22 protein-coding genes are annotated in these 25,210 nt (G+C 71.9%); 8 read left to right on the top strand and 14 right to left on the bottom strand.

The annotated features are described in order from the left end of the window. The first annotated feature begins 86 nt into the window (after positions 1-86). The gene (locus QDS12_RS03990) at positions 87-1,553 is read left to right on the top strand and encodes a glycoside hydrolase domain-containing protein (protein WP_279877096.1); all 1,467 of its coding nucleotides are present in this window, start codon (positions 87-89) and stop codon (positions 1,551-1,553) included. A 9-nt stretch (positions 1,554-1,562) separates the two neighbouring features. On the opposite strand, the gene purQ is transcribed toward QDS12_RS03990, so the two are convergent. Both purQ and purS read right to left on the bottom strand, forming a co-directional pair. Then, positions 1,563-2,228, bottom strand: coding sequence for a phosphoribosylformylglycinamidine synthase subunit PurQ (gene purQ, locus QDS12_RS03985; protein WP_279877095.1), 666 nt, complete (start codon positions 2,226-2,228; stop codon positions 1,563-1,565). After that, entirely contained in the window at positions 2,225-2,470 is a 246-nt protein-coding gene (purS, locus tag QDS12_RS03980) for a phosphoribosylformylglycinamidine synthase subunit PurS (protein WP_279877093.1), read from the bottom strand. The genes purQ and purS overlap by 4 nt, the downstream gene beginning before the upstream one ends. Positions 2,471-2,537: 67 nt before the next feature. On the opposite strand from purS, the gene QDS12_RS03975 reads away from it, so the two are divergent. Continuing rightward, positions 2,538-3,047, top strand: coding sequence for a general stress protein (locus tag QDS12_RS03975; RefSeq protein WP_279877091.1), 510 nt, complete (start codon positions 2,538-2,540; stop codon positions 3,045-3,047). A 19-nt stretch (positions 3,048-3,066) separates the two neighbouring features. Here the strand turns inward: QDS12_RS03975 and QDS12_RS03970 are convergent, their stop codons facing one another. From QDS12_RS03970 to QDS12_RS03955, 4 genes are all read right to left on the bottom strand, one after another. Then, positions 3,067-3,558 (bottom strand): hypothetical protein, encoded by a 492-nt coding sequence (locus QDS12_RS03970; RefSeq protein ID WP_279877090.1) that lies wholly within the window; start codon positions 3,556-3,558, stop codon positions 3,067-3,069. A 15-nt stretch (positions 3,559-3,573) separates the two neighbouring features. Then, positions 3,574-6,183 carry an AAA family ATPase gene (locus tag QDS12_RS03965; protein WP_279877088.1) on the bottom strand — a complete coding sequence of 870 codons (2,610 nt, stop codon included), beginning with the start codon at positions 6,181-6,183 and terminating at the stop codon, positions 3,574-3,576. A gap of 75 nt (positions 6,184-6,258) precedes the next feature. Further along, entirely contained in the window at positions 6,259-7,824 is a 1,566-nt protein-coding gene (locus QDS12_RS03960; protein WP_279877087.1) for a long-chain fatty acid--CoA ligase, read from the bottom strand. An 80-nt stretch (positions 7,825-7,904) separates the two neighbouring features. After that, positions 7,905-8,804, bottom strand: coding sequence for a phosphoribosylaminoimidazolesuccinocarboxamide synthase (locus QDS12_RS03955; RefSeq protein WP_279877085.1), 900 nt, complete (start codon positions 8,802-8,804; stop codon positions 7,905-7,907). A gap of 85 nt (positions 8,805-8,889) precedes the next feature. Here QDS12_RS03955 and QDS12_RS03950 point away from each other — a divergent pair, with 85 nt between their 5' ends. Next, positions 8,890-9,852: a sulfotransferase gene (locus QDS12_RS03950; RefSeq protein WP_279877083.1), complete on the top strand. Its 963-nt coding sequence runs from the start codon at positions 8,890-8,892 to the stop codon at positions 9,850-9,852. A 296-nt stretch (positions 9,853-10,148) separates the two neighbouring features. Here QDS12_RS03950 and QDS12_RS03945 read toward each other — a convergent pair whose 3' ends face one another. Continuing rightward, positions 10,149-11,036, bottom strand: coding sequence for a hypothetical protein (locus QDS12_RS03945; RefSeq protein WP_279877082.1), 888 nt, complete (start codon positions 11,034-11,036; stop codon positions 10,149-10,151). 81 nt (positions 11,037-11,117) lie between these two features. Here QDS12_RS03945 and QDS12_RS03940 point away from each other — a divergent pair, with 81 nt between their 5' ends. Beyond that, entirely contained in the window at positions 11,118-11,663 is a 546-nt protein-coding gene (locus QDS12_RS03940; protein WP_279877081.1) for a YetF domain-containing protein, read from the top strand. A gap of 15 nt (positions 11,664-11,678) precedes the next feature. On the opposite strand, the gene QDS12_RS03935 is transcribed toward QDS12_RS03940, so the two are convergent. Then, complete coding sequence (locus QDS12_RS03935; RefSeq protein ID WP_279877080.1) at positions 11,679-12,257, bottom strand: antibiotic biosynthesis monooxygenase; 579 nt, start codon at positions 12,255-12,257, stop codon at positions 11,679-11,681. A 40-nt stretch (positions 12,258-12,297) separates the two neighbouring features. Between QDS12_RS03935 and QDS12_RS03930 the strand changes: the two genes are divergently transcribed. Beyond that, a complete protein-coding gene (locus QDS12_RS03930) occupies positions 12,298-13,734 on the top strand; it encodes an MFS transporter (RefSeq protein ID WP_279877078.1) in 1,437 nt (478 codons plus the stop codon). Between the two features lie 4 nt (positions 13,735-13,738). After that, complete coding sequence (locus QDS12_RS03925; protein WP_279877077.1) at positions 13,739-14,056, top strand: antibiotic biosynthesis monooxygenase; 318 nt, start codon at positions 13,739-13,741, stop codon at positions 14,054-14,056. 117 nt (positions 14,057-14,173) lie between these two features. Here the strand turns inward: QDS12_RS03925 and purB are convergent, their stop codons facing one another. The 5 genes from purB to QDS12_RS03900 form a co-directional block, all read right to left on the bottom strand. Beyond that, positions 14,174-15,592 carry an adenylosuccinate lyase gene (gene purB, locus QDS12_RS03920; protein WP_279877075.1) on the bottom strand — a complete coding sequence of 473 codons (1,419 nt, stop codon included), beginning with the start codon at positions 15,590-15,592 and terminating at the stop codon, positions 14,174-14,176. Between the two features lie 42 nt (positions 15,593-15,634). After that, a complete protein-coding gene (gene purD, locus QDS12_RS03915; protein ID WP_279877074.1) occupies positions 15,635-16,924 on the bottom strand; it encodes a phosphoribosylamine--glycine ligase in 1,290 nt (429 codons plus the stop codon). A 162-nt stretch (positions 16,925-17,086) separates the two neighbouring features. After that, a complete protein-coding gene (locus tag QDS12_RS03910) occupies positions 17,087-18,961 on the bottom strand; it encodes a PAS domain S-box protein (RefSeq protein WP_279877072.1) in 1,875 nt (624 codons plus the stop codon). A gap of 37 nt (positions 18,962-18,998) precedes the next feature. Beyond that, on the bottom strand, positions 18,999-20,297 hold the full coding sequence (locus QDS12_RS03905) for an adenylosuccinate synthase (protein ID WP_279877070.1): 1,299 nt from the start codon (positions 20,295-20,297) through the stop codon (positions 18,999-19,001). 159 nt (positions 20,298-20,456) lie between these two features. Then, a complete protein-coding gene (locus tag QDS12_RS03900) occupies positions 20,457-21,437 on the bottom strand; it encodes a helix-turn-helix transcriptional regulator (RefSeq protein WP_279877069.1) in 981 nt (326 codons plus the stop codon). Between the two features lie 106 nt (positions 21,438-21,543). On the opposite strand from QDS12_RS03900, the gene lysS reads away from it, so the two are divergent. Further along, positions 21,544-23,226, top strand: a complete 1,683-nt coding sequence (gene lysS / locus QDS12_RS03895) for a lysine--tRNA ligase (protein WP_279877067.1) — start codon at positions 21,544-21,546, stop codon at positions 23,224-23,226. Between the two features lie 6 nt (positions 23,227-23,232). On the opposite strand, the gene QDS12_RS03890 is transcribed toward lysS, so the two are convergent. Further along, positions 23,233-23,664, bottom strand: a complete 432-nt coding sequence (locus QDS12_RS03890) for a DUF3151 domain-containing protein (protein ID WP_279877066.1) — start codon at positions 23,662-23,664, stop codon at positions 23,233-23,235. A gap of 36 nt (positions 23,665-23,700) precedes the next feature. On the opposite strand from QDS12_RS03890, the gene QDS12_RS03885 reads away from it, so the two are divergent. Then, a complete protein-coding gene (locus tag QDS12_RS03885) occupies positions 23,701-25,200 on the top strand; it encodes a DHA2 family efflux MFS transporter permease subunit (RefSeq protein WP_279877065.1) in 1,500 nt (499 codons plus the stop codon). Positions 25,201-25,210: the final 10 nt, after the last annotated feature.

Raw genomic sequence — 25,210 nt, 5'->3', positions numbered from 1 at the left:
AGTTCGTGCGACACGTGTGACTGCTGTGAAAACTGAGGTTATGGTGACTCGGCCGACGCCCCTTGCCTCACCCCCCGGAGCACGACATGACCGCGCCAGCCACCTCGCCGACGGACCACCCGAGGAACGACCTGCGCCTGCGGGCCCTCGTCATCGCGAGCGTGGTCGGGCTGCTGGCCGCCGTACTCCTCGCGCTGCCCGACCGCCACGACGACACCGCGACGCCGACCGCGGCGGGCAACCCGGTCACGCCCGGGGTCTTCACCGGGCTCGGCTTCGACCAGTGCCTCGCGCCCAACCAGGCGGCGATGAGCGCGTGGCGCAAGGCCAGCCCGTTCCGGGCGGTCGGCATCTACATCGCCGGCTACTCCCGGGCCTGCCGCAGCCAGCCGAACCTCACGGCGACCTGGATCAGGACCCAGCTGGCCGCCGGCTGGCACCTGCTCCCCATCACGCTCGGCCCGCAGGCGTCCTGCCAGCCGCGCTACCCGCGCTACGGCAACGACTACCGGATCAACTCGGCGCCGACCGGTGACTACGCCGCTGCGCGGTCGATGGGCACCGCCGAGGCGTCCAAGACCGTGGCCGCCGCGAAGGGGCTCGGCCTCGTGGCCGGCAGCACGATGTTCTACGACCTCGAGGGGTTCGACTACACGAACGCCCGCTGCCGCGAGTCGGCGCTGCGGTTCCTGTCGGCGTGGACGGTGCAGATCCGCAAGCTCGGCTACCGCTCCGGCGTCTACTCCAGCGTCGGCTCCGGTATCAAGCTGCTCGAGCGGCAGCGCACCAGCCCGCTCCCCAACATCGCACTGCCCGACCAGCTGTGGCTCGCGCGGTATGACGGCAAGGCCAACACGTCCTCGCCGGAGTACCTGTCCGACACCGGCTGGGCGGGCAACCGCGTCAAGCAGTTCCAGGGCGGCCACAACGAGAAGTGGGGCGGCGTGACGATCAACATCGACCGCAACTACCTCGACCTGCGCACCGCCCCGAAGCCGGCCAGCCCTCCGGTCACCCCGCCGCCGGCCGCACCCGCGCCCACCCACCCGGCGGCACCCGCGACGGCCCCGGCCGAGACGCACTGCGGCGGGGTCAAGGTCGACCTGCCGGCGTACGTCGCCATCAAGAAGCCCACCCGGCACTACACCCCGCCGGCGGACCAGGTGATCGCCCTCAAGTGCCTCCTCCGCGAGCGCGCGACGTTCCACGGCAAGGTCGCGAACGGCTTCGGGCGCGCCCTGGTCGCCGCGGTCGAGAGCTGGCGCAAGGCCCGCGGGATGCGGGTCAACGCGCTCTGGACGCGCTCGATGTGGATGGAGCTGCTCGCCTCCGGCAAGCGCCCCACACTGCGCGCGGGCACCGCGTCGAAGGACGTGCGCGACGTGCAGCGCGCCCTCAACGCGGCCATCCTCACCGCCCACCTGCCCGCGAGCGGCACCCTCGACGCGCGGACCGTCGCGGTCCTCAACGTGTGGAAGACCCGCGTCGGGCTCAAGCCCGGCGGCATGGTCGCGCAGAGCGCCTGGCGGATGCTGGCCGCCGGGCGCTGGTGACCGCTCGCGTCAGGCGAGTACGCCGGCCAGGGACGTGAAGAAGCCCAGCCCGTCGGTCCCGGCGCCGGTGAGCGCCTCGACCGCGTGCTCGGGGTGCGGCATCAGGCCGACGACGTTGCCACGCTCGTTGGTGATGCCGGCGATGTCGTTGAGCGACCCGTTGGGGTTGACGTCGACGTAGCGCGCGACGACGCGGCCCTCGCCCTCGAGACGGGCCAGGGTGTCGGCGTCGGCGACGTACTGCCCCTCACCGTTCTTGAGCGGCACGACGATCTCCTGCCCCTGCTCGAAGGAGCTGGTCCAGGCGGTGGAGCTGTTCTCGATCCGCAGCGTCTGGTCGCGGCAGATGAACTTGCGATGGTCGTTGCGGAGCAGGCCGCCGGGCAGCAGGTGGGCCTCGACCAGGATCTGGAAGCCGTTGCAGATGCCGAGCACCGGCAGGCCCTGCTGGGCGCCGGCGATGACGTCGGTCATGATCGGCGCGAAGCGGGAGATGGCACCGCAGCGCAGGTAGTCGCCGTAGGAGAACCCGCCCGGCAGGATGACGGCGTCCACGCCCTGCAGGTCGTGGTCGCCGTGCCAGAGCGCGACGACCTCGTGGCCGGCGATGCGGACGGCGCGCTGGGCGTCGACGTCGTCGAGCGTGCCCGGGAAGGTGACGACCCCGACCTTCACCGCTGCTCCACCCGGACCGTGTAGTTCTCGATGACCGTGTTGGCGAGGAAGGTGTCGGCGAGCTTCTCGATGTCGGCGAGCACCGCGTCGGTCACCTCGGGGACCTCGAGCTCGAACCGCTTGCCCTGGCGCACCTCGCTCACGCCGGTGAAGCCCAGCCGGGGCAGTGCGCCGAGCACGGCCTTGCCCTGCGGGTCGAGGATCTCGGGCTTGGGCATGACGTCGACGACGACTCGAGGCATGGCCGCAGTCTAAGGTCCCGGATCGAGGACGGTCGCATCCACAGGCGTCGCGAGACAGACTGACCCCATGACCACTCCCTTCGGCGCCCCGCGCCAAGTCGGCAACCCGCTCAAGCTGGAGTTCCCGCAGTCGCTCGCCGTCTACGACGATTACGCCGCCGCCCAGCGCACCGTCGACTACCTCTCCGACCATGAGTTCCCCGTCGAGAACTGCATGATCGTCGGCACCGACCTCAAGCGGGTCGAGCGGATCACCGGGCGTCTCACCACCGGCCGCGTGGCGCTCGGCGGGTTGCTGACCGGCCTGTGGTTCGGCCTGCTCATCGGCCTGCTGTTCACGTTCTTCACCAGCGGCAGCCCGTGGGCCCAGATCGTCTCCACGATGGCGTTCGGTGCCCTGTTCGGCGTCATCTGGGCCCTGGTCGGCTACGCGGCGACCCGGGGCCAGCGCGACTTCTCCTCGGTGACGCAGGTCGTGGCCACCAGGTACGAGGTGCTCGTCGAGCACAAGGTCGCCGCCCGGGCCCGTGAGCTGCTGGCCGGACTCCCGGGGGCGCTGCCGAACCCGTTCGCCTGAGCCGACCCCGCCCGGTCCGCTAGGACCGCTCCCTCGGGGCGTCCTGGCGGGCCGGCGCCGTCGTACGCTCGACCGTCGCCGGAACCGCCTGCTGCTCGGCCCGGTCGGCCGCCACGGCCTCATCGCCGAACGCCTGGCGGACCTGCTCCTCGTCGTGGGCGTCGGAGCGGTCCACGATCTCGACCTCGAGCGCCTTCGCGACGGCGTCCTCGACCGCCTCGGCCTCGGCACGGGTCAGGTCGTGCGTCATCACCTGGATCCGTACGCGGCCGTGCTTCTTGTAGAGCGTCACCCGCACCGGCACCGGCCTGCCAGCGGCGACCTTCTCGACGCCGGGGACCTCCGGCACCACGACGGTCGTCTCGAAGACCGCCGTGGACTCGGTGTCCACCGACCGCTGCACCGGTGACGCGGCGATCTCGGACAGCTGCTCCTGCATCTTGTCGAGCACGGCGGCCGAGATCGCCCCGGCGACCAGGCCGAGGACGGCGAGGCAGAAGATGCAGGGCATGGTGGGGCCTTCCGGTCACAGGTAGCCGCCGGGCGACGGCGCTTCGGGAGTGGGGGACGGAGCCTGCGCAGGGACGGGCGCGGCGTGGCCGACCCGCTGGGCGGCCAGCGCCTTGGCGAAGGCGGCCGCGTCCACGGCGGGAGCGGCGCCGCCCACCGCAGCGGTCATCGCGGTCAGGGCGGCCTGCTGGCAGAGCGCCTCGAGGTCGGCCCCGGAGAGCCCGTCGGTCGCCCGGGCCACCGCGTCGAGGTCGACGCCCGCCAGCGGCATGCCGGCGGAGAAGATGGCGAGCAGCTCGCGGCGCTGCGCCTGGTCGGGCAGCGGCACCCAGATCGTCCGCGACAGCCGACCGCCGCGCAGCAGCGCCGGGTCGAGCGTCTCGGGGCGGTTGGTGGCCGCGAGGACGAACACGCCGCGCTGCTCGGTCAGGCCGTCGAGCTCGGTGAGCAGCTGGGTGAGGGTGCGGTCGAGGTACGACGTCCCGGCGTCGCTCCGCGCCGACGCGATCGCGTCGACCTCGTCGATGAAGATGATCGACGGGGCGTTGTCGCGCGCCCGGGCGAACAGCCGGCTGACCGACGCCTCGGACTCCCCCACCCACTTCGACGTGAGGTCGGCGGCCGTCTGCGGGTAGAACGAGCAGCCCGACTGGGCGGCGAACACCCGGGCGATCGTCGTCTTGCCGGTGCCGGGTGGTCCCGACAGCAGCAGTCCCGACGGCGGCGTGACGCCGTAGCGGGCGGCGAGGTCGGGGTCCTTGACGAGCGCCTGGACCTGCTGCAGCTCCGCCTTCGTGCCCGGCGCGAGCACGAGCCGGTCCCACGTCCAGTCCTCGACGGTCGGCCGGTCCCGGCCGCCGAGGCCGTCGAGCGCATCGCGCAGCATCTGGTGGGTGATGAGCACCTCGCCGGCGCCCTCGGGGGTCTGGGTGGCCTGGGTGGCCTGGGTGGCCTGGGTGGCCTGGGTGGCCTGGGTGGCCCGGGTGGCCCGGGTCGCCTGGGTGGCCTGCTGGAACGCGGTCAGCGCCGCCCCGTTGGCGACCCGGCCGATGACGGCGGGCGTCCGCCCGGCGAGGCGGCGCGCGATGTCGTCGAGGTCGACGTCCTGGGCGAGCGGTCGCTCGGCGAGCTGGGTCGTGAGGATGGCGACGCGGGCCGCCTGGTCGGGCAGGTCGACGCGGATGTGCCGGTCGAAGCGGCCCGGCCTCACGACGGCCGGGTCGAGCCGGTCGAGGTGGTTGGTCGCCGCCATGACGACCAGCTCGCGGGTGCTGCGCCACTCCTCGAGCGACTGGAGGAGCTGGTTGACGACGCGGGTCGACTCCTCACTCAGGCCCTCGTCGCGGCGCTCGGCGAGCGAGTCGAACTCGTCGAAGAAGAGCAGGCACGGGACGTTGCGCGCCGCCTCCCTGAACAGCTCGGCCACGTTCTGCGCCGACTCGCCGACGTACTTGGAGATCAGGTCGCTGCTGCTGACCGAGAGGAGGTTGAGCCCGAACTCCCCGGCGGTCGCCTGGGCGAGGAACGACTTGCCGACGCCCGGGTCGCCGTGGAGGAGGATGCCGTTGAAGGAGATCCGGTAGCGGTCCGCCTCGGCGTCGAAAGCGAGCAGCAGGCCGAGGGTCTCGTCGAGCTCCCGCTTGAGCGGCTCCATGCCGCCGACGTGCGTGAAGCTGGGCAGCGTGCCGGGCCGGCGTACGCGCGCCGCCCACGGCGAGGGCGCGCTCCGCCCCGCCGTCACCGTCGGTGCGACGGCACGGGTGCCGTCCTGAGGCGCCGAGAGAGGCGCGGCGAGAGTCGCCTGCTGCAGCTCGCCGTCCGGAGTGCGGCCGAAGCGGGGCGGTGCCACGAGGAGGATGCCCAGCCCCCAGCCGAGCAGGGCCGCGGCGGCGAGGAGGCCGAGCACGGCGTTGGACAGCCCGTCGCGCTGGCCGCTGAGCATGACGGCGAAGACCCCGAGGAGCACCATCGCGATGAGCCACTCCAGGAACAGACGCAGGCGCCGCGCGCCGGACTCCTTCCGCCGGAACAGCAGGCTGACCGGCTGGACCAGGCACAGGGCACTGAACAGCACCTGCGCCCACCAGGTCTGCCACCACCGCGGGGCGCGCGGCGCCGCGGGCCGGTCGCGGCGGTAGTAGAGGAAGTAGAGCCCGCCGAGCGCCACGATCCCGACGGCGCCGAGGACGATCTCCGTGGGCGTCTTGACGAGGCCGACCCAGCGCCAGGCACCACCGGCCTTGACGACGTCGACGGGAGCGATCGTCCCGTCGACGTCGATCACCGTCGCGTCGAAGACCTTGCCGTCGCGGAGCTGGTAGCAGGCGTAGTAGTCGGTGCCGTCGACGGTGGCCGCGACGACCTTGATGTGCTCGGCGTCGTCGACGTCACCGGCGTCGATGCAGCGCTTCTTGACCGTGTCGATCGAGCCGACCGCGCTCGTCGGGTGCAGCACCCCCGTGGCGGCCGGGCGGTGGTAGCTCAGGTCGCCCTGCTCGCTCCATCCGTGCTGCGCCCACATCACCGAGGTGATCGCGGTGTAGGCGATGACCAGCAGCAGGAAGGCGGCGCCGTACGCCGCCCGCCTGCCCAGCCGCGACGACGCCGGGCCCCCGAATCGCCCCACCTCTCGACCTCCTCATGTCGTCGCCCGGGACCTACCCGGCGCCCGGCGCCCGGAAACCCGGCCGGCCGCGACGCGTCAGCTCAGCTCGCGCTTGAGGATCTTGCCGGTGGCGGTCATCGGGAGCGAGGACACGATCTCGACGATGCGCGGGTACTTGTACGCCGCCATCTGCTCCTTGCCCCAGGCCACGATCTCCTCGGGGGTGGCCGTGGCGCCCGGCTTGAGGATCACGAACGCCTTGATCTCCTCGCCGTGGCTCTCGTGGGGAACGCCGATGACCGCGGCCAGCGAGATCGCCGGGTGGGTGAGGAGCACCTCCTCGATCTCGCGCGGATAGACGTTGAACCCACCGCGGATGATCATCTCCTTGGCGCGGTCGACGATGTAGTACCAGCCGTCCTCGTCGCGGCGGGCCAGGTCGCCGGAGCGGAACCAGCCGTCGGCGTTGATCGCCTCGGCGGTCGCCTCGGGACGGCCGTGATAACCCTTGAACACGTTGTTGCCCTTGATGGCGATCTCGCCGATCGCGTCGGGCGTCCACTCGATCTCGTCCCAGCCGCTCGGCTCGATGAGCTTGAGCTCCACACCTGGGATGGCGATGCCGATGGAGCCGGCGCGGGCCGGTGCGCCGTGCGGCTTGAAGCTCGCGACCGGCGACGTCTCCGACAGGCCGTAGCCCTCGGCGATGACGACGCCGAACCGCTTCTCGAACTCGTGGTGGACCTCGACGGGGAGCGCCGAGCCGCCGGCGGCCGCGACGCGGAGGTTCCTCGCGATCTCCGCGACGTCGATCGTCTCGTCGAGGGCGCCCAGCAGGCCCCAGTACATCGTGGGCACTCCCGCGAAGAAGGTCACCTTCTCCTTCAGCATGAGCTGCAGCGCCGGCCCCGCCTCGAAGCGGGGCAGCATGACCACGGTGCCGCCGAAGGCAGCCGCGCCGTTCTGGATCACGGTCTGCCCGAAGGAGTGGAACAGCGGCAGCACGCACAGGTAGGTGTCCGGGTGGTCGGCGTCGGCGCCGAACGTCTCCCGACCGACCAGTGCGTTGTCCCGCATGTTGCGGTGCCGCAGCTCGGCGCCCTTGGGCTGGCCGGTGGTGCCGGAGGTGTAGAGGATGACGGCGGTGTCGTCCTCGTCGGTCTGGACCGTCGCGAACGTCGGCGGCTGGCCGGCCATCGCCTGGCCGAGCGTCTCGACTCCTTCGATCGGGCTGGGCGCGGCCGGGTCGGCGGTGATGACGAAGAAGTGCTCGGCACCCTCGGCGGCCTCGAAGCCGGCGTACGCCTCCTGGCCGATCGGGAGTTCGGGGGTGCCCTGGAAGGCGAAGAACGCCTTCGCGTCCGAGTCCCGGAGGTGGTAGGCGACCTCACGGCCCTTGAGCAGCACGTTGAGCGGGACGACCGTGGCACCGGCCTTGAGGATGCCCCAGTAGACGAGCGAGAAGTAGGGCAGGTTCGGGCACATCAGGGCGACCTTGTCGCCCGGCTGGATGCCCCGCGACACGAGCAGGTTGGCGATCTGGTTGGCGGCGCCGTTCACCTGCGCATAGCTCAGCCGGGTGTCGCCGAAGACGATCGCGGTGCGCTCGGGATAGGTCGAGACGCTGCCCTCCAGCAGCGCAGCCAGGTTGTACGACGGCATGGGCGTGGCCTCCATCACGTTCTCGGTTGAGGAGAACCTACCGGTGGGTCACCAACGCGGCGACCGCGGCCCGGCGCCGCTCAGAACCGCTGCCCGGTGAGCCTCTCGTAGGCCTCGATGTAGCGGGCGCGGGTGCGCTCGACGACCTTGGCCGGCAGCGGCGGGGGCGCCTCGCCCGAGTTCCTGTCCCAGTTCTCGAGCAGCCAGTTGCGCACGATCTGCTTGTCGTAGGACGCCTGCGGCTTCCCCGGGTGCCAGTCGTCGCCCGCCCAGAACCGGCTGGAGTCCGGCGTGAGCACCTCGTCGGCCAGCACGATGGCGCGCACGCCGAGGTCGCTCTGGCGCGCGCCGAACTCGAGCTTGGTGTCGGCCAGGATCAGCCCCACGCCGCGGGCGATCTCGTCGGCGCGGTGGTAGATGGCCAGGGTGAGTCGGCGCAGCTCGGCGGCGTCGTCGGGCCCGATCCGTCGCGACACCGTCTCGTAGCTGACGTTCTCGTCGTGGTCGCCGAGCTCGGCCTTGGTCGCGGGCGTGAAGATCGCGCTAGGCAGCCGGCTGCCGTCGACCAGGCCATCGGGCAGCGCGACGCCGCAGATCTCGCCGGTGGCCTGGTAGTCGAGAAGCCCGGAGCCGGTGAGGTAGCCGCGGGCGACGCACTCGACGGGATACATGTGCAGCCGCTGGGCGATCACCGCGCGGCCCTTGACCGCCTCGGGGACGTCGGTCGACAGCACGTGGTTGGGCACCAGGTCCTCGAGCTGCTCGAACCACCACAGGCTCATCCGGGTGAGGATCTCGCCCTTGTCGGGGATGGTCGAGTCGAGCACGTAGTCGAAGGCCGAGATGCGGTCGCTCGCGACCATCAGCAGCTCGCCGGCGTACGGGCCGGACTCGAGCTCGTAGAGGTCGCGGACCTTCCCGGAATGGACGTGCCGGGCGCCTTCGATCGCGGGGGCCGGGGGAATGTTCAGCTCGGGCACGGGCACCACCCTATGAGATGTCGCGACAGCGCCTTTTTTGAGTATCTACACTGACTCGCACCACTAACGGTCAGGGGGGAGCGTCATGACACGACCACCGCGTCCCGACTTCCTCATCGCCGGCGCCCCGAAGGCCGGCACCACCGCGCTGCACGCCGCGCTCGCCCAGCACCCCGAGGTCTTCGTCTCGACCCCGAAGGAGGCGAAGTACTGGCTCTGCGACGAGTCGCCTCCCCCGCACTACAACGGGCCGGGCGACCGGCACTCCCAGCAGGAGTGGATCTGGCGGCGCGACGACTACGACGCGCTCTGGACCGGTGCCCGTGACGACCAGGTCCGCGGCGAGTCCACGCCGTTCTACCTGTGGAGCCGCGGCGCGCACCGGCGCATCGGAGAGGCGCTGCCGGACGTGAAGATCATCGCGATCGTCCGCGACCCGGTCGACCGGGCCTACTCCAACTGGATGCACCTCTGGTGCGACGGGCTCGAGCCGGTCGCCGACTTCTCCGACGCGTTCGCCCTGGAGCGGGAGCGGATCTCGCGCGGCTACGCGCCGTTCTGGCGCTACCGCGAGCTCGGCCTCTACGGCGCCCAGCTCGAGCATCTCTACCAGCACGTCGACCGCGCGCAGGTGCTCGTCATGCGCTACCGGGAGCTGGTCGACGACCCGGTCGCCGCGGTCGACCGGGCGTGCGCGTTCCTCGGCGTCGCGACCGGCGTCGTGTCGTCGATCCCGAAGGACAACTCGCGCACCTACGTCATGCCGGGCTGGCGCCCACGGGTCATCGGGCCGATCGTTCGGGCCGGCGCGTGGGCGGGCCAGTTCGCCCCGCCCGAGGTGTGGCGGTCGGTCTCCCCCGCCGTGACCCGGCACCTCGTCCGGCACCACGAGGCCGTCCGGCCGCACCTCACCGCCGCCCAGCGCGAGGCGCTGGTGCCGGAGTTCGCCGACGACATCGCATTGCTGTCGTCACTGACCGGCGACGACTACTCCGAATGGCTCTCGTCGGCCAGCCGGGGCTCGTTCGTCCAGCGGGCAATGCGCTGACCCGCCGAGATCGGTGTTCTTGCCCATCGAGATCTGAGTTGTTGCCCGCCGAGATCGGTGTTCTTGCCCATCGAGATCCGGATTGTCGCCCGGCGAGATCGGCGTTCGCGCCCATCGAGATCCGGATTGTCGCCCGCCGAGATGGGCGTTCGTGACCGACGTCGGGTCACAACTCCGAACTCAACGGGCAACAAGGCCCAACTCAACGGGCAACAAGGCCCAACTCAACGGGCAACAAGGCCCAACTCAACGGGCAACAAGGCCCAACTCAACGGGCAACAAGGCCGAAGTCGCGGTCAGCGGACGACGGTGACCAGGTCGTGGGCGCCGTCGGGGCGGGCGGCCTCGACGTAGAAACGGGTGCGGCCGTCGGGGAGCGGGACCGCGGCGGCGTAGCGGAACGCGCCGTCGGCGTACGGCGACGAGATCGGCGGGACCGTCTCATCGGCGATCAGCCGGGAGCCGTCCCAGCGGGCCAGGCCGGTGGTCTCGTACCAGTTCGAGGCGGCGTCCGGGCGGCCGTCGTAGAGGAAGGTGCCGTCGGAGAGGCGGGCCGTGACCCGCGCCCCGCGGGCGTCCCACTCGCCGTCGCGGCCGGCGAGCACCTCGCCGCGGTCGGTCCAGGCGAGCCCGTCGGGGCTGGTGAGGCGGCGCGTGGTCATCCGGTCCTCGTGGCCGGGCTCGGTGAGCGGGTGGCAGCACAGCCACATCTCCCAGCCGTCCGGGCCCGCGCTGATCACCGGGTCCTTGACGGCGACCCGGTCGTCGCCGGGGAGGACGACCTGGCGCTGGCCGCCCGGAAGCTCCTCGGGAGTCGCGGCGGTGAGGCTGTCGACCCACCAGTGCTTGGAGTGCCAGGTCGCGCACGAGAGGTAGAGGCGCCAGCCGGAGCCGTCGGGCAGCGGCAGCAGGACCGGGCGCTCGAGCGACTCGCAGCCGAACGTCTCGCGGCTCACCTCGGCGACGGTCTCGAAGTGCACGCCGTCGGTCGAGCGGGCGATGTCGACGGTGACGCCGCGGCCCTCGCTCAGCGGCCGGCGGTTGCGCCACGTCAGCCAGAAGACGCCGGCGTGGAGGACCGCGCTCGCCGCGCCCGCCCAGTTTCCGGGTCCCTCACCGGGCGCCGGGACGACGAGCTCGGCGCCGTCGTACGACGGGAGGTGGGGCAGCACGGTGACGGTCATGACCCCCATGATAGTTGACCGTAGTAGTCGACAATGGCAGGTCGACGGCACGGAACGGCGCCGACGGTCAGACTGGGCCGCATGTGGAACGACCTCGTGCACCTGCAGATCCCGCTCGGCGAGAAGGTGATCCGCACCGTCGCCGTCTACGTGCTGATCGCCGCCATCCTCCGATTCGTCGGCAAGCGCGACCTGGCCCAGCTCAACTCCTTCGACCTGGTCGTGATGCTGCTGCTGTCCAACGTGGTGCAGAACGCGATCATCGGCCCGGACAACTCGCTGCTCGGCGGTGCCATCGGTGCGGTCGTGCTCGTCGCGGCCGACGGTGCGGTCGTCCGCCTCATCCGCCGCTCCGACCGGCTGGCCCGGCTGATGGAGGGCACCCCGACCGTGCTCGCGTCCGACGGGCGGTGGGACGACCGGGCGCTGCGCGAGGAGGGCCTGCGCCGGGCCGACGTGGACGCCGCGCTGCGCCGGCAGAACGCCAACGACGTCAGCGACCTCGAGTCGCTGTCGATCGAGCCGGGCGGCGCCATCGTCGCGACGCTGCGGCCAGAAGCGCAGGCGGCGACGAAGGCCGACATCGCCCGGATCGAGGCGAAGCTCGACGCGCTGCTGCGCCAGTGACCGGTCAGGGACTCGTCACCCCCGACGCCACGGCGCCGGACGGCCGTGGAGGAACCACTCCAGGTTGCGGGTGATCCAGGGCAGGCCGACGTACGTCATGAACGGGACCGTGAAGACCATGGTCCCGAGCAGGCGCAGCGGCAGCGACCAGCTCGACACGAAGGGGCCGATCAGCCAGTTGGCGAGCAGGCTGACGGGGAAGAACGTGAGGAAGATGGTGACCGCCTGCCGCCAGCGGGCGGGCGTGGCCGCGACGCCGCTGACCGCCTCCACGTCGTAGGTGTGCGCGGGGTCGAACCAGCCCTCGATGCCGGTACGCCGCTCGACGCGGGTCTCCTCCACGAACGGCGACCCGGCCCCCAGCCACCAGGCGCGCTGGCGGCTGCTGTCCCAGTCGTGGAGCGTGGTCGCTCCGTCGAAGCGGTAGAGCAGGTGCCAGTCGTCGGAGTCCGCCGCCGGCCGCACCCAGCCGGCGCCGAGGAACCCCGGGAACCCGCTCGCCAGCTGGATGCCGGCCTGCATCCAGGCGACCATCTCCTGGGAGCGCTCGGTCGGCACGCGGCGTGCGATCGTCACCGTGATCGGCTCACTCATGTCCGACATCTTGCTTGCCCGCACCGGCAACAGTGGATTCATGAGCAACCCGGTGGACGAGACCGCGCGGCGCGCGGAGACCGCGAACCCCCACCGCTGGCGCATCCTCGGGGTCTCGCTCGTCATCGGCTTCATGGCGCTGCTCGACGTCTCGATCGTCAACCTGGCCGTGCCGTCGATGCAGCGGGCGCTCGGGGCGAGCACCGGGACGATCCAGTGGGTGGTGTCGGGGTACGCGCTCGCGTTCGGCCTGACGCTCGTCGCCGGCGGTCGGCTCGGCGACGCGTACGGCCGGCGGCGTCTCATGGTCCTCGGCCTGTGCGGCTTCACCGTCGCCAGCGCCGCTGTCGGGTTCGCCCCGACCGCCGGGCTCGTCATCGCCGCCCGTCTCGTGCAGGGCGCGACCGCGGGCCTGCTGACGCCGCAGAACTCGGGTCTCATCCAGCAGCTCTTCTCCGGCCGCGAGCGGGGACGCGCCTTCGGCGTCTTCGGCCTCACCGTGTCGCTGTCGTCGGCGACCGGCCCGGTCCTGGGCGGCTTCATCCTCGCCGTCGCCGGACCGGAGAACGGGTGGCGCTACCTGTTCCTCATCAACGTGCCGATCGGCATCGTCGCCCTCGGCTTCGTCCTGCGTCTGGTACCGCGTCGGGAGGATCCGGCCGGCGCCGACGCCCGCATCGACGTCGTCGGGGCGGTCCTCCTCGGCCTCAGCGTCCTCGCAGTGCTCTATCCGGTGGTCAGCATCGAGGGCGGCGCCGGCTGGCAGGTGGTCCTCATCGTCCTGGCGCCGTTGTTCGGCTGGGGCTTCGTCCACTGGGAGCGACGGACGGTGAGCCGCGGCCACCCACCGCTGCTGGACGTCTCGCTGCTGCGCCGGGTGCCGGGGTACGCCGGCGGCCTGGCCATCGGCACGCTCTACTTCACCGGCTTCACAGGACTGCTCCTCGTGACGTCGTACCACCTGCAGGACGCGCTCGGCTTCGGACCGTTCACGGCGGGGCTGCTGATCGCGCCGTTCGCGATCGGCTCGGCGATCAGCGCGCCGCTCGCCGGCCGGGTGGTCAACGACGTCGGGCGCCGGATCACCGTCGGGGCGCTGGCGACCATCATCGTCGGGATCGCGCTGGCCGCGTGGCTGATCCCCCTGCCGTCCCGGGAGCACCTGTGGCTCGTGTCGGTGCCCTGCCTGCTGCTCGCCGGGCTCGGCGGTGGCGCCGTCGTGTCGCCCAACATGACGCTCACGCTCGCCGAGGTGCCGCCCCGGATGGGCGGCGCCGCGGGCGGCGCGATGCAGACCGGGCAGCGCGTCGGCGCCTCGGTCGGAGCCGCCCTGCTGATGACGGTCTACTCAGTGGCCTCGGCGCACGTGGTGTCCGGTACGGCGCTGCGGCTGGCGCTGCTGACGGGAGCCGTCCTGCTCGTCGGAGCGCTGGCGATGGCCGTCCGCGACTGGCGCAGCAGCACCTCCGTAGGGTGAGTCCATGTCCGTCGTGAAGATCAACGCCATCCAGGTCCCCGAGGGCGCCGGCGAGCAGCTCGAGGCTCGCTTCGCCGCCCGCGCGGGCGCCGTCGAGAAGTCGCCGGGCTTCCTGGGCTTCCAGCTGCTCCGCCCGACGGCCGGCGAGTCCCGCTACTTCGTCGTGACCCACTGGGAGTCGGAGGAGGCGTTCGCCGCCTGGCGCGACGGCGACGCCCGCACCGCCCACGCCACGCCCGAGGGCGATGCCCCGCGGCGCCCGGTCTCGACCGGCGCCGACCTGCTGGAGTTCGAGGTCGTGCTGGACGTCAAGCCCGCCTGAGCGGCACAGCGGCCACTTCCGTCACTCCACCCAGGGAAGGACGGAACTGGCGGGGTGTCATGGCGGCCGGGAGGTTCCGGAGTACCCGGTTGACCGGGGACTCCGCCCCGGCCCGCCTCAGAGGATGTCCCCCGGCACATACGCAGCGGCGTCGGGGTGCTGCTCGGCCACGGCCTCGATCCGGCGTACGACGGCCTGCACCTGCGCGACCGCAGCGCCGGTGAACGCGATCGGCTCGGCGACGAGGCCGCCCAGCTGCTCCTCGGTGAGCCCGAGCCGGGGGTCCGCGGCCAGCTTGGCGAAGACGTCGTTGTCGGCCTGGCCCTGGCGCATCGCGAGCGCGGTTCCGACGGCGGCCTCCTTGATCGCCTCGTGCGCGCTCTCGCGGCCGACCCCGTTGCGCACGGCGGCCATGAGCACCTTCGTGGTCGCGAGGTAGGGCAGGTAGCGGTCCAGCTCGCGCTGGATGACCGCCGGGAAGGCGCCGAACTCGTCGAGGACCGTCAGGAACGTCTCGAACAGGCCGTCGGCGGCGAAGAACGCGTCGGGCAGCGCGACCCGGCGTACGACCGAGTCGGAGACGTCGCCCTCGTTCCACTGGTCGCCGGCGAGCTCGCCGACCATCGAGAGGTGACCGCGGAGGACGACCGAGAGGCCGTTGACGCGCTCGGCGGAGCGGGAGTTCATCTTGTGCGGCATCGCGGAGGAGCCGACCTGGCCCTCCTTGAAGCCCTCGGTGACCAGCTCGTTGCCGGCCATCAGGCGGATCGTCGTGGCCAGGTTGGAGGGGCCGGCCACGAGCTGGACGAGCGAGGAGACCACGTCGAAGTCGAGCGAGCGCGGGTAGACCTGGCCGACACTGGTGAGGACGCTCTCGAAGCCGAGGTGCCGCGCCACGCGGGTCTCGAGCTCGGCGAGCTTGTCCGCGTCGCCGTCGAGCAGGTCGAGCATGTCCTGGGCGGTGCCCATCGGGCCCTTGATGCCGCGCAGCGGGTAGCGGCTCAGCAGGTTCTCCACCCGGTCGAGCGCGACCAGCATCTCGTCGGCGACGGTCGCGAACCGCTTGCCGAGCGTGGTCGCCTGGGCGGCGACGTTGTGGGACCTGCCGGCCATCACGGTGGTTTCGTGCTCGGCGGCCAGCCGGCCCAGTCGGACGAGCGCGGCGACGGCGCGGTCGCGGACGAGGCGCAGGCTGCTCAGGATCTGGAGCTGCTCGACGTTCTCGGTCAGGTCGCGAGACGTCATGCCCTTGTGGATGTGCTCGTGACCGGCCAGCGCGGAGAACTCCTCGATGCGGGCCTTCACGTCGTGCCGGGTGACCTTCTCGCGCGCCGCGATGGAGGCCAGGTCCACGTCATCGACGACCTTCTCGTACGCATCGACGACCCCGTCCGGTACGTCGATGCCGAGATCCTTCTGCGCCTTCAGCACGGCGATCCACAGCTGGCGCTCGAGCACGATCTTGTGCTCGGGCGACCAGATCCCGGCGAGCTCGGCGGAGGCGTAGCGGGCAGCGAGAACGTTAGGGACCGTCACGGTGGTCGATTGTCCCACGGGGCGCGGCCGCGCAACCAACCCTCAGTCGTCCAGCACCGCCGCACCCTCCACGACCCCCAGCGGCTCGGCGGCGATGTCGGAGCGCAGCTGCATGCCGTCGAAGGAGATGAGCCGTGCGGCGGCGTAGGCCCGGGAGCGGGCGTCCTCGACGTCGTAGCCACGGGCGCGGACGGCGAGGACGCGACCGCCGGCGGTGACGAGGTGGCGGTGACCGGGGTCGCCCGGCTCGGGGGCGTCGACGATCGCGGTTCCGGCGTGGATCACGTCGACGTCGTTGACCCCGTTGGCGGCGCCGACGCCGCGGATGACGTCGCCCTTCGACGACGACTCGGGGTAGCCGGCCGATGCCAGCACCACGGTCACCGCGGCGCCGTCGGCGAACACCGGCGCGGGCACGGTCGGGAGCGCCCCGGTCGCGGCGGCGTGGAGCAGCTCGGAGAGCGAGGAGTCGAGGAGCGCCAGCACGGGCTGGATGTCGGGGTCGCCGAAGCGGCAGTTGAACTCGATGACCCGGGGGCCGGCGGCGGTGAGCGCCAGGCCGACGTAGAGGCAGCCGACGAACGGCGCCCCGCGGCGGCCCATCTCGTCGAGCGTGGGCTGCACGACCGACGCCATGACCTGCGCTGCGAGGTCGGCAGGCGCCCACGGCAGCGGGCTGTAGGAGCCCATCCCGCCGGTGTTGGAGCCGCGCCCGCCGTCGAAGATCCGCTTGAAGTCCTGCGCCGGCTGCAGCGCGTAGGCGGTCGTGCCGTCGCACACGGCGAACAGCGAGACCTCGGGCCCCGCGAGGAACTCCTCGACGACGACCCGCTCGCACGACGCCGCGTGCGCAAGCGCCTCGTCCCGCGAGTTCGTGACGACGACACCCTTCCCGGCGGCGAGCGCGTCGTCCTTCACGACGTACGGCGCCCCGAACTCGTCCAGCGCCGCGGCGACCTCCTCGGCGGTCGTGCAGGTGCGCGAGCCCGCGGTGGGCACACCCGCGGCGGCCATGACCTCCTTGGAGAACGCCTTCGAACCCTCGAGGCGGGCCGCCGACCCGGACGGCCCGAAGACCGGGATCCCCGCCGCCCGGACCTCGTCGGCCAGGCCAGCGACCAGGGGCGCCTCGGGGCCGACGACGACCAGGTCGACGGCCAGCTCGGTGGCGAGCGCAGCGACGGCGGCGCCGTCGGAGACGTCGACGTCACGCAGCGTGGCGACCGCTCCGATGCCCGGGTTGCCGGGGGCGGCGTAGACCTCGCTGTCCTTCGCGAGTGCGAGGGCGAGCGCGTGCTCGCGTCCACCGGTGCCGATGACGAGGATCTTCACGGGCGCTCAGCCTAGTGGCCGGAGTCGCGGAGGCGGCAGGTGTGCCGTGCGCCCCGGCCCACGCCCCACCGCGGGACAGGACGCACGGCACCTCCCCGGTTGCCCGTGTCCGCCGGTCCTGAAACCCCCGGTCACCGGACGAGTGACGTGGCCTGGGCCACGTCAGGCAGGGAGGTCGATGACGAACGTCGCCGGCGTCCGGTAGGACACCTGTCCGCCGTGGCGGCTCGCTATCTCGCTCACGAGGTAGAGCCCGAGCCCGGTCCCGCCCTGTGGCCCGGCAGCGAACCGCTCGAAGAGCCGGGGCACCAGCTCGGCGGGAACGCCGGCGCCGCTGTCGCGGACCTCGATCCGCACCCCGGAGTCCGTCGCCGTGCCGGTCATCGCCACAGGCGCCCGGCCGTAGCGCGCCGCGTTCTCGAGCAGGTTGTCGAGCGCCTGGCCGAGCCGCGCCGAGTCGCCGCTGAACGTGACGTCCTGGGCGTCGACACTGACGTCGACCACGCGGGCGGCGACGTGGGCCCGCTCCGCGGCGGAGACGAGCAGCCTCGGCAGCGAGACGTCACCCGTCTCCAGCGCGAGCGTGTCGGACTGCAGCCGGGACGCGGTCCCGAGGTCCGCGGCCAGCCGGTGCAACCGCTCGGCGCTGGCCGAGATGGCGCCGAGCAGGCGCGTGCGCTGCACGGCGTCGAGCTCGTCCCAACCCTGCGCGAGCAGCGCCGCGGCACCGCCGACGGCGGCCGCCGGCGAGCGCAGCTCGTGGGCGGTCACGGCGAGCAGGTGGGCCCGGTGCTCGATCGCCTGCTGCTGCTCGGTCTGGTCGCGGGTCACCTTGGCGAAGCCGACGTGGCGGCCGGTGGCGTCGTGGACCGCCGTGATCACGACGCTCGCCCAGAAGCGGCTGCCGTCGCGACGTACGCGCCAGCCCTCCTCGGAGTGCGAGCCGTCGCGGAGGGCGAGCTCGAGATTGTGCTCCGGGTGCTCGGCGGCCTGCTCCTCGGGCGGGTAGAAGACCCGGAAGTGACGCCCGATGATCTCGCGGCCGGTGTAGCCCTTGATGCGGCGAGCGCCGGCGTTCCAGCTGACCACGTGACCGATCGGGTCGAGCATGAAGATCGCGTAGTCGCTGACGGCCGTCACCAGCAGCCGGAACCGCTCCTCGCTGCGCCGCAGCTCGTCCTCGGCGTGGCGCTGGCCGCTGATGTCCTCGACCTGCGCGAAGACGTAGAGCGGCTGCGACTTCGAGTCCCGTACCGGCGCGAGCGTGACCCGCACCGTGCCGGGCTCTTCGCCCACCGGCAGGGGGTGCTCGAAGCTGACCAGGTCACGGCCGAGCTCGACCACGGAGGCGAGCCCGTCGTCGAGCAGGTCCCCGTGACCCCGCATCAGGACGCCGTAGTCGACGCCCACCAGCTCGCGCGGATCGCACTCCATGAGCCGCGCCAGCGCGGCGTTCGCTCGTACGACGCTGCCGTTGAGCGTCAGCGTGGCCATCCCGATCGCCGCCTGCTCGAAGACCTCGCGGAACCGCTCCAGGTGCTCGTCGAGGACCTCCTGCTCCGGTGACGCGTGGGGGTCGCTGCCGTCGGTGGCGCCGACCACCCGGAGCCCGCCACGGGGCGCGGGGGGCGTCGGCGGCGTCGCCTCCTCCCCGAGCACCCGCCACAGCCGCGCGGGCAGCTCGCGGATCGGGGTCGACTTCTCGATGAAGTCGGCGGCGCCGTACTCGCGAGCGCGGTCGGCCAGTCCCCGCTCCTCGAAGCCGGTGTAGATCACCACCCGGGTCTCCGGGGACAGCGTGAGGATCGCGGGCAGCGCCTCGAGGCCGTCCATCGTCGGCATCGAGGTGTCGAGCAGGAGCAGGTCGGGCTGCAGCCGGTAGGCGTGCGCGATCGCCTCGGCCCCGTCGGCGCCTTCGCCGACGATCTCGAACAGACCGGAGGACTCGAGGCCCGTGCGCACGATCGCGCGGACCTCTTCGGAGTCGTCGACGATGACCAGCGTGGGCCGGCCTCGCTGTCCTGTCCCGTCCGTCACAACTCCCGAAGGTAACCGCCCACCGTCTGGCGCATGCCTAGACGAGGGGGTGGATGACGACGCTCTGGTCGCGGGCGGGCCCGACGCCGACCACCGACATGCGCGCGCCGGAGAGCTCCTCGACCCGCTTGACGTAGGCCTGGGCATTGGCCGGGAGGTCCTCGAAGGTGCGCGCCTGCGAGATGTCCTCCGCCCAGCCGGGGAGGTACTCGAAGATCGGCGCGGCGTGGTGGAAGTCGGTCTGGTTGACCGGCATCTCGTCGTGCCGGACCCCGTCGACGTCGTAGGCGACGCAGACCGGCACCTGCTCGAGTCCGGTGAGGACGTCGAGCTTGGTGAGGACGAAGTCGGTGACGCCGTTGACGCGGGCCGCGTAGCGCGCGATCACGGCGTCGTACCAGCCGCAGCGGCGCGGGCGACCGGTCGTGGTGCCGAACTCCCAGCCGGCCTTGCGGAGGAACTCGCCGTTCTCGTCGTGCAGCTCGGTCGGGAACGGACCCTCGCCGACGCGCGTCGTGTAGGCCTTCACGATGCCGATGACCTGGGTCAGCCGCGACGGCGCGATGCCGGAGCCGGTGCAGGCGCCGCCCGCGGTGGCGCTGCTGGAGGTCACGAACGGGTAGGTGCCGTGGTCGACGTCGAGCAGCGTCGCCTGGCCGGCCTCGAGGAGGACCGTCTCGCCGCGCTCGAGCGCCTCGTGGAGGAGCAGCCCGGTGTCGCAGACGTACGGCGCCAGCCGGTCGGCGTACTGCAGCAGGTCCTCGACGATCGCGTCGACGGTGAACCCGCGGCGGTTGTAGATCTTCGTGAGGATCTGGTTCTTGAGCTCGAGGGCGCCCTCGACCTTGCTGCGCAGGATCTTCTCGTCGAACAGGTCCTGGATGCGGATGCCGATCCGGTTCATCTTGTCGGCGTACGTCGGCCCGATGCCGCGGCCGGTGGTGCCGATGCGACGGGAGCCGAGAAAGCGCTCGGTCACCTTGTCGACCTGCCGGTTGTAGTCGGCGATGACGTGCGCGCTGGCGCTCACCTTGAGGGCCGAGGTGTCGATCCCGCGCTTCTCGAGGCCGTCGATCTCCTCGAACAGGACGCTGAGGTCGACGACGACGCCGTTGCCGATGACCGGCGTGCAGCCCGGCGTGAGGATGCCGGAGGGGAGCAGGTGGAGGGCGTACTTCTCGCTGGTGCCGTCGTCCTGCGTGATGACGACGGTGTGGCCGGCGTTGTTGCCGCCGTTGAACTTGACGACGTAGTCGACCGAGCTGCCGAGCAGGTCGGTGGCCTTGCCCTTCCCCTCGTCACCCCACTGGGCTCCGATGATGGCGATCGCGGGCATCTCTCACTCCTTCGCGATGGACGGAGTCCCTCCGCCTCGCGGCGGCTGCTCAACGCACCTGGTTGTGACAACAGAATGCAAGAAGCCCCGGCAAGACACCGGGGCTCTTGCGCCCAAAGGTTAGTCGAGCCGGGCGGTGGGGGCCAACCTCGCCCGACCTCACAGCCAGCCGCGGCGGACGGCCTCGACGCCCGCCTGGAACCGCGAGCTCGCGCCGAGCTCGGCCAGCACGTCGGCGACCCGACGCCGCACGGTGCGCAGCGAGAGCCCGAGGCGGCGCGCGATCTGCTCGTCCTGGGCGCCCGCCGCCAGCTGCTCGAGCAGGAAGCGGCGCTGGTCGCTGTGGGCGACCGCCGGCTCCTCGAGGGGGACGGCCTGGGCCCAGAGCTCGAGGAAGTAGAGGGCGGCCAGCTCGACGATGCCGCGCTGGCGCAGGATCAGCCGCGGTGAGTGGGCGAAGCCGAGCGGCTCCGGCATCACGACGTGGGTGCCCTCGAGGACGATGAGGCGGGTCGACAGCTCGGGGAGCAGCCGGATCTCCTCCCCCATCGCCGCGCGCTGCCGGAGCACGCCCGGCGCCTCGTTGACCGCCCGCACCGGGTAGATCGCCCGGCAGCGGCGCCCGGACCTGATCGCGTCGGCGACCGGCTCGGCCAGCTCGTCCTCGTAGGGCAGCATCCACTGGTCGGGCCGCAGCAGCATGACGTCGCCGACGCCCCCCGCGATCACCGCCCGGAAGACCTCGGCGCGCAGCGCGCCGAGGACCAGCTCGCCGTCGAGCGGCTCGCGCTGGCTCACCGTCGCGGGCCGCACCCGGATGTTGGCGCCGGCCAGGTACGGCAGCGCGGCGGCGATCTCCTGCAGCTGTTGGCTGGCGCGCAGGGCGGCCGCCGCCGACTCGTTGATCATCCGGCCGACCGCCTCGGCCGGCGGGGTCACGTTCACACGACCGTCGACGATCTTCACGACGCCGTACTCGACGAGCGGCTCGAGCCGGTTCGCGAGGACGTCGACGCTCAGGTCGGCACTCTCGGCGATCTCGACGAGGGTCCGCCCGGACTGGTGCACGAGCCGCTCGTAGAGCCGTCCTGCGGGGCGGCTGAGCCCCAGCGCGCTCATCAGCGTGTCGTCGTTGGGCATGCCTGGCACTTTAGTGCCAATGACGCCTCCCGGCCGCGGACGGGACGGGCGGCGGCGTCCGCTAGCGTTGGACGCCGATCCCGGACTCCACCAGCGCAGGAGCAGCATGTCCACCGAACCCACCGACTGGGTGACCCGCGCCGCCGACGACGCCATCCGCCACGCCGGCGAGGGGAACCTCGTCACCGTCGCCTCCGGTGCCAGCCCGTCGGGGCCGATCCACCTGGGCAACCTGCGCGAGTTCCTGACCCCCCACTTCGTCGCCGAGGAGCTCCGGCGGCGCGGCGTGCCGGTGCGCCACCTGCACAGCTGGGACGACTACGACCGGTTCCGGAAGGTGCCGGCCGGCGTCCCCGCCGAGTGGGCGACCCACATCGGCCGGCCGCTGACCGCTGTCCCCGACCCGTGGGAGTGCCACGACTCGTGGGCCGCGCACTTCAAGGCACCGCTCGAGGCGGCCCTCGCCGAGATGGGCGTGGAGGTCGACGCGATCAGCCAGACCGAGCACTACAAGGCCGGTGCCTACCGCGACCAGATCCTCCTCGCGGTCTCGCGCCGCCACGAGATCGAGACGGTGCTCGCCCAGCACCGCACGAAGCCGGCCGCCACCGCCGCGGAGAGCGAGCAGGAGGCCGAGGCGCTCGCCGACTCCGTCGCCGACGACGAGGAGGCGACCGGCACCGGCGACCTCGCGCGCTTCCCGTTCAAGCCCTACTGCCGCGACTGCGGCCGCGACACGACCACCATCACGTCGTACGACGACGAGACGACCGACCTCGCCTACCACTGCAACGCCTGCTCCTACGACGGCGTGACCAACCTGACCACCGAGAACGAGGGCAAGCTCGTCTGGAAGGTCGACTGGCCGATGCGCTGGGCCTACGAGAGGGTGAACTTCGAGCCGGCCGGGCTCGACCACATGACCCCCGGCTCGTCCTACACCGTCGGCCAGGCGCTCGTCGGCGCCATCTTCGACTGGAAGGCGCCCAGCCGGGTGACCTACGCCTTCGTGGGCTTCGCCGGCGTGCAGAAGATGTCCTCCTCCGCGGGCGGCGTTCCGACCGCCGCCGACGCGCTGCGCGTGCTCGAGGCACCGATGCTGCGCTGGCTCTACGTCCGCCGGCAGCCGCGGCAGGCGTTCACGATCGACTTCGGCGCCGAGGTCGTCCGGCTCTACGACGAGTGGGACGCGCTCACGAAGAAGGCCGCCGACCCGGCGCGCCGCGACGCCCAGGTGCTCGCACACGAGCGGGCCGTCGCCACCGCCTCTGCCGGCGTGCTCCCGCGCCCGGCCGTCACGGTCCCGTTCCGGCTGCTGTCCTCGGTCGCCGACGTCACGGCCGGCTCGCCCGAGCTGATCTCCCGGGTCGTCACCGAGTCGGGCTACGAGCACAACGGTGTCCCCGACCTGGAGCCGCGACTCTCCAAGGCGGCGACGTGGATGACCGAGTACGTCCCGTCGTCGGACCGGACCACGGTGCGGACCACCCCGTCGGAGCGGCTGTCGTCGCTCTCGCCGGAGGAGTCGGCGTGGCTGACGACGCTCCTCGACGCCCTCCCCTCGTCCTACGAGCTGGAGCCGGTGACCTCGGTGATCTACGGCGTCCCCAAGCTGGTGCGCGGGATGTCGCTCGACGACGCCCCGACCGACGAGGTCAAGGCCGACCAGAAGGCGTTCTTCAAGCTGCTCTACAACCTGCTCGTCGACGCCGACCGCGGCCCCCGGCTGCCCACGCTGTTCCTCGCGCTGGGGCCGGAGACCGTACGGTCACTGCTGACGCCTGCCTGACCGGGGTCAGCCCTCCGGGAACAGGCTGTCGAAGCCGGTCTGGCTGCTGTCGCGCAGGAACTCGCGGCAGCGCTCCCACTCCTCGGTCTCGCCGATCTCCCGCGCGGACTGGGCCAGCAGCGCCAGGCACATCAGGAAGCCGCGGTTGGGCTCGTGCTCCCACGGGACCGGGCCGTGGCCCTTCCAGCCGTTGCGGCGCAGCATGTCGAGCGAGCGGTGGTAGCCGACGCGCGCGTAGGCGTAGACGGTGACGACGTCCGCGTCGTGCTGGGTCGCCAGTGCGCCCAGGGTGGCCCAGGCCAGCGGCGACGCCGGGTGGCGCCGTACGACGTCGGCGACCGCGGCGGCGTCGGAGACTCCGGCGAGCTCGCCGGCGGCGGGGTCCTCGGGCAGCAGCGTGGGCGGGGGGCCGGCCATCAGGTCCTGGTGGGTGCTCATCTCATCATTGTCCCCGCCCTGGTGTTGACTGAGTCGGTGACCTCGACAACGACCCCACAGCAGACGCCCCAGGACGTCCGCCCGTGGCCCGCGCTCTTCGCGCTCGTCCTCGGCTTCTTCATGATCCTGGTCGACCTGACCATCGTCACGGTGGCGACCCCGACGATCATCGGGGAGCTCGACGCGAGCGTCAACGAGGTCGTCTGGGTGTCCAGCGCCTACATGCTGGCCTACGCGGTGCCGGTGCTGATCACGGGGCGGCTCGGCGACCGGTTCGGCTCGAAGTACCTCTACCTCATCGGCCTCAGCGTCTTCACGCTCGCGTCCCTGTGGTGCGGCCTGACCTCGACCATCGAGATGCTCATCGTCGCCCGCGTCGTGCAGGGTCTCGGCGCGTCGATGATGACGCCCCAGACGATGGCGATCATCACCCGGATCTTCCCGGCGGCCGAGCGCGGCAAGGCGATGGCGGTGTGGGGCGCGACGGCCGGCGTCGCGATGGTCGTCGGCCCGATCCTGGGCGGCGTCCTCACCGACGGCCTGGGCTGGGAGTGGATCTTCTTCGTCAACATCCCCGTCGGCATCGTCGGCTTCGTCCTGGCCTGGCGGCTCGTGCCCGCTCTGTCGACCCACGAGCACAGCTTCGACTGGCTGGGCGTCGCGCTCTCCGGCGTGGGCCTGTTCCTGCTCGCGTTCGGCATCCAGGAGGGCCACGACAAGAACTGGGCCCCCTGGATCATCGCGATGATCGTCGGCGGGATCGTGATGCTCGGGCTCTTCGTGCTCTGGCAGGCGCGCAACCGTCGCGAGCCGCTGGTGCCGCTCGGCCTGTTCAAGGACCGCAACTTCTCCGTCTCCAACGTGGCCATCACCGTCATGGGCGGCGTGGGCGCGTCGATGGGCTACCCGCTGATGCTCTACGCCCAGGCGGTGCGGGGCGACAGCCCGACCGAGGCGGCGCTGCTGCTGTTCCCGATGGCGATCATGTCGATCATCCTCGCCCGCACGGTCGGCAACCTGACCGACCGGCTCCACCCGCGGCTCATCATGGGCTTCGGCTTCGCCGCCAGCTTCGTCGGCATGTTCAGCCTCCTGCTGCAGCTCGACCCCGGCACCGCGGTCTGGCGGCTGTGGATCTCGATGGTGATCATCGGCATCGGAAACGCGTTCATCTGGGCGCCGACGGCCGCGACGGCCACCCGCAACCTGCCGATGCAGCTGGCGGGCGCCGGGTCCGGCGTCTACAACGCGACCCGGCAGGTCGGGTCCGTCATGGGCTCGGCAGCGATCGCGGTGATCATGGACTCGCGGCTGGCCACGCTGCTGCCGGGCGCCGCTGCCCACGGCGACGCGGGGGCCGACAAGATCCCCGACGCGCACGTGGCGTCGCTGTTCTCGCAGGCGATGAGCGACGCGCTGTGGCTGCCGACGGGTCTGTTCATCGTCGGGTTCGTCGCGGTGCTGTTCTACGAGGCGCCCAAGCACGCCGGCTACGGCGGCGCCCCGGCGGCCGCGGCCGCCTCCGCCAGCCACTGACACCCACCGC

The sequence above is a fragment of the Nocardioides sp. CER19 genome (assembly GCF_029846275.1).
Taxonomy (GTDB): domain Bacteria; phylum Actinomycetota; class Actinomycetes; order Propionibacteriales; family Nocardioidaceae; genus Nocardioides.
This window is presented reverse-complemented; position numbering and strand designations above follow the sequence as displayed.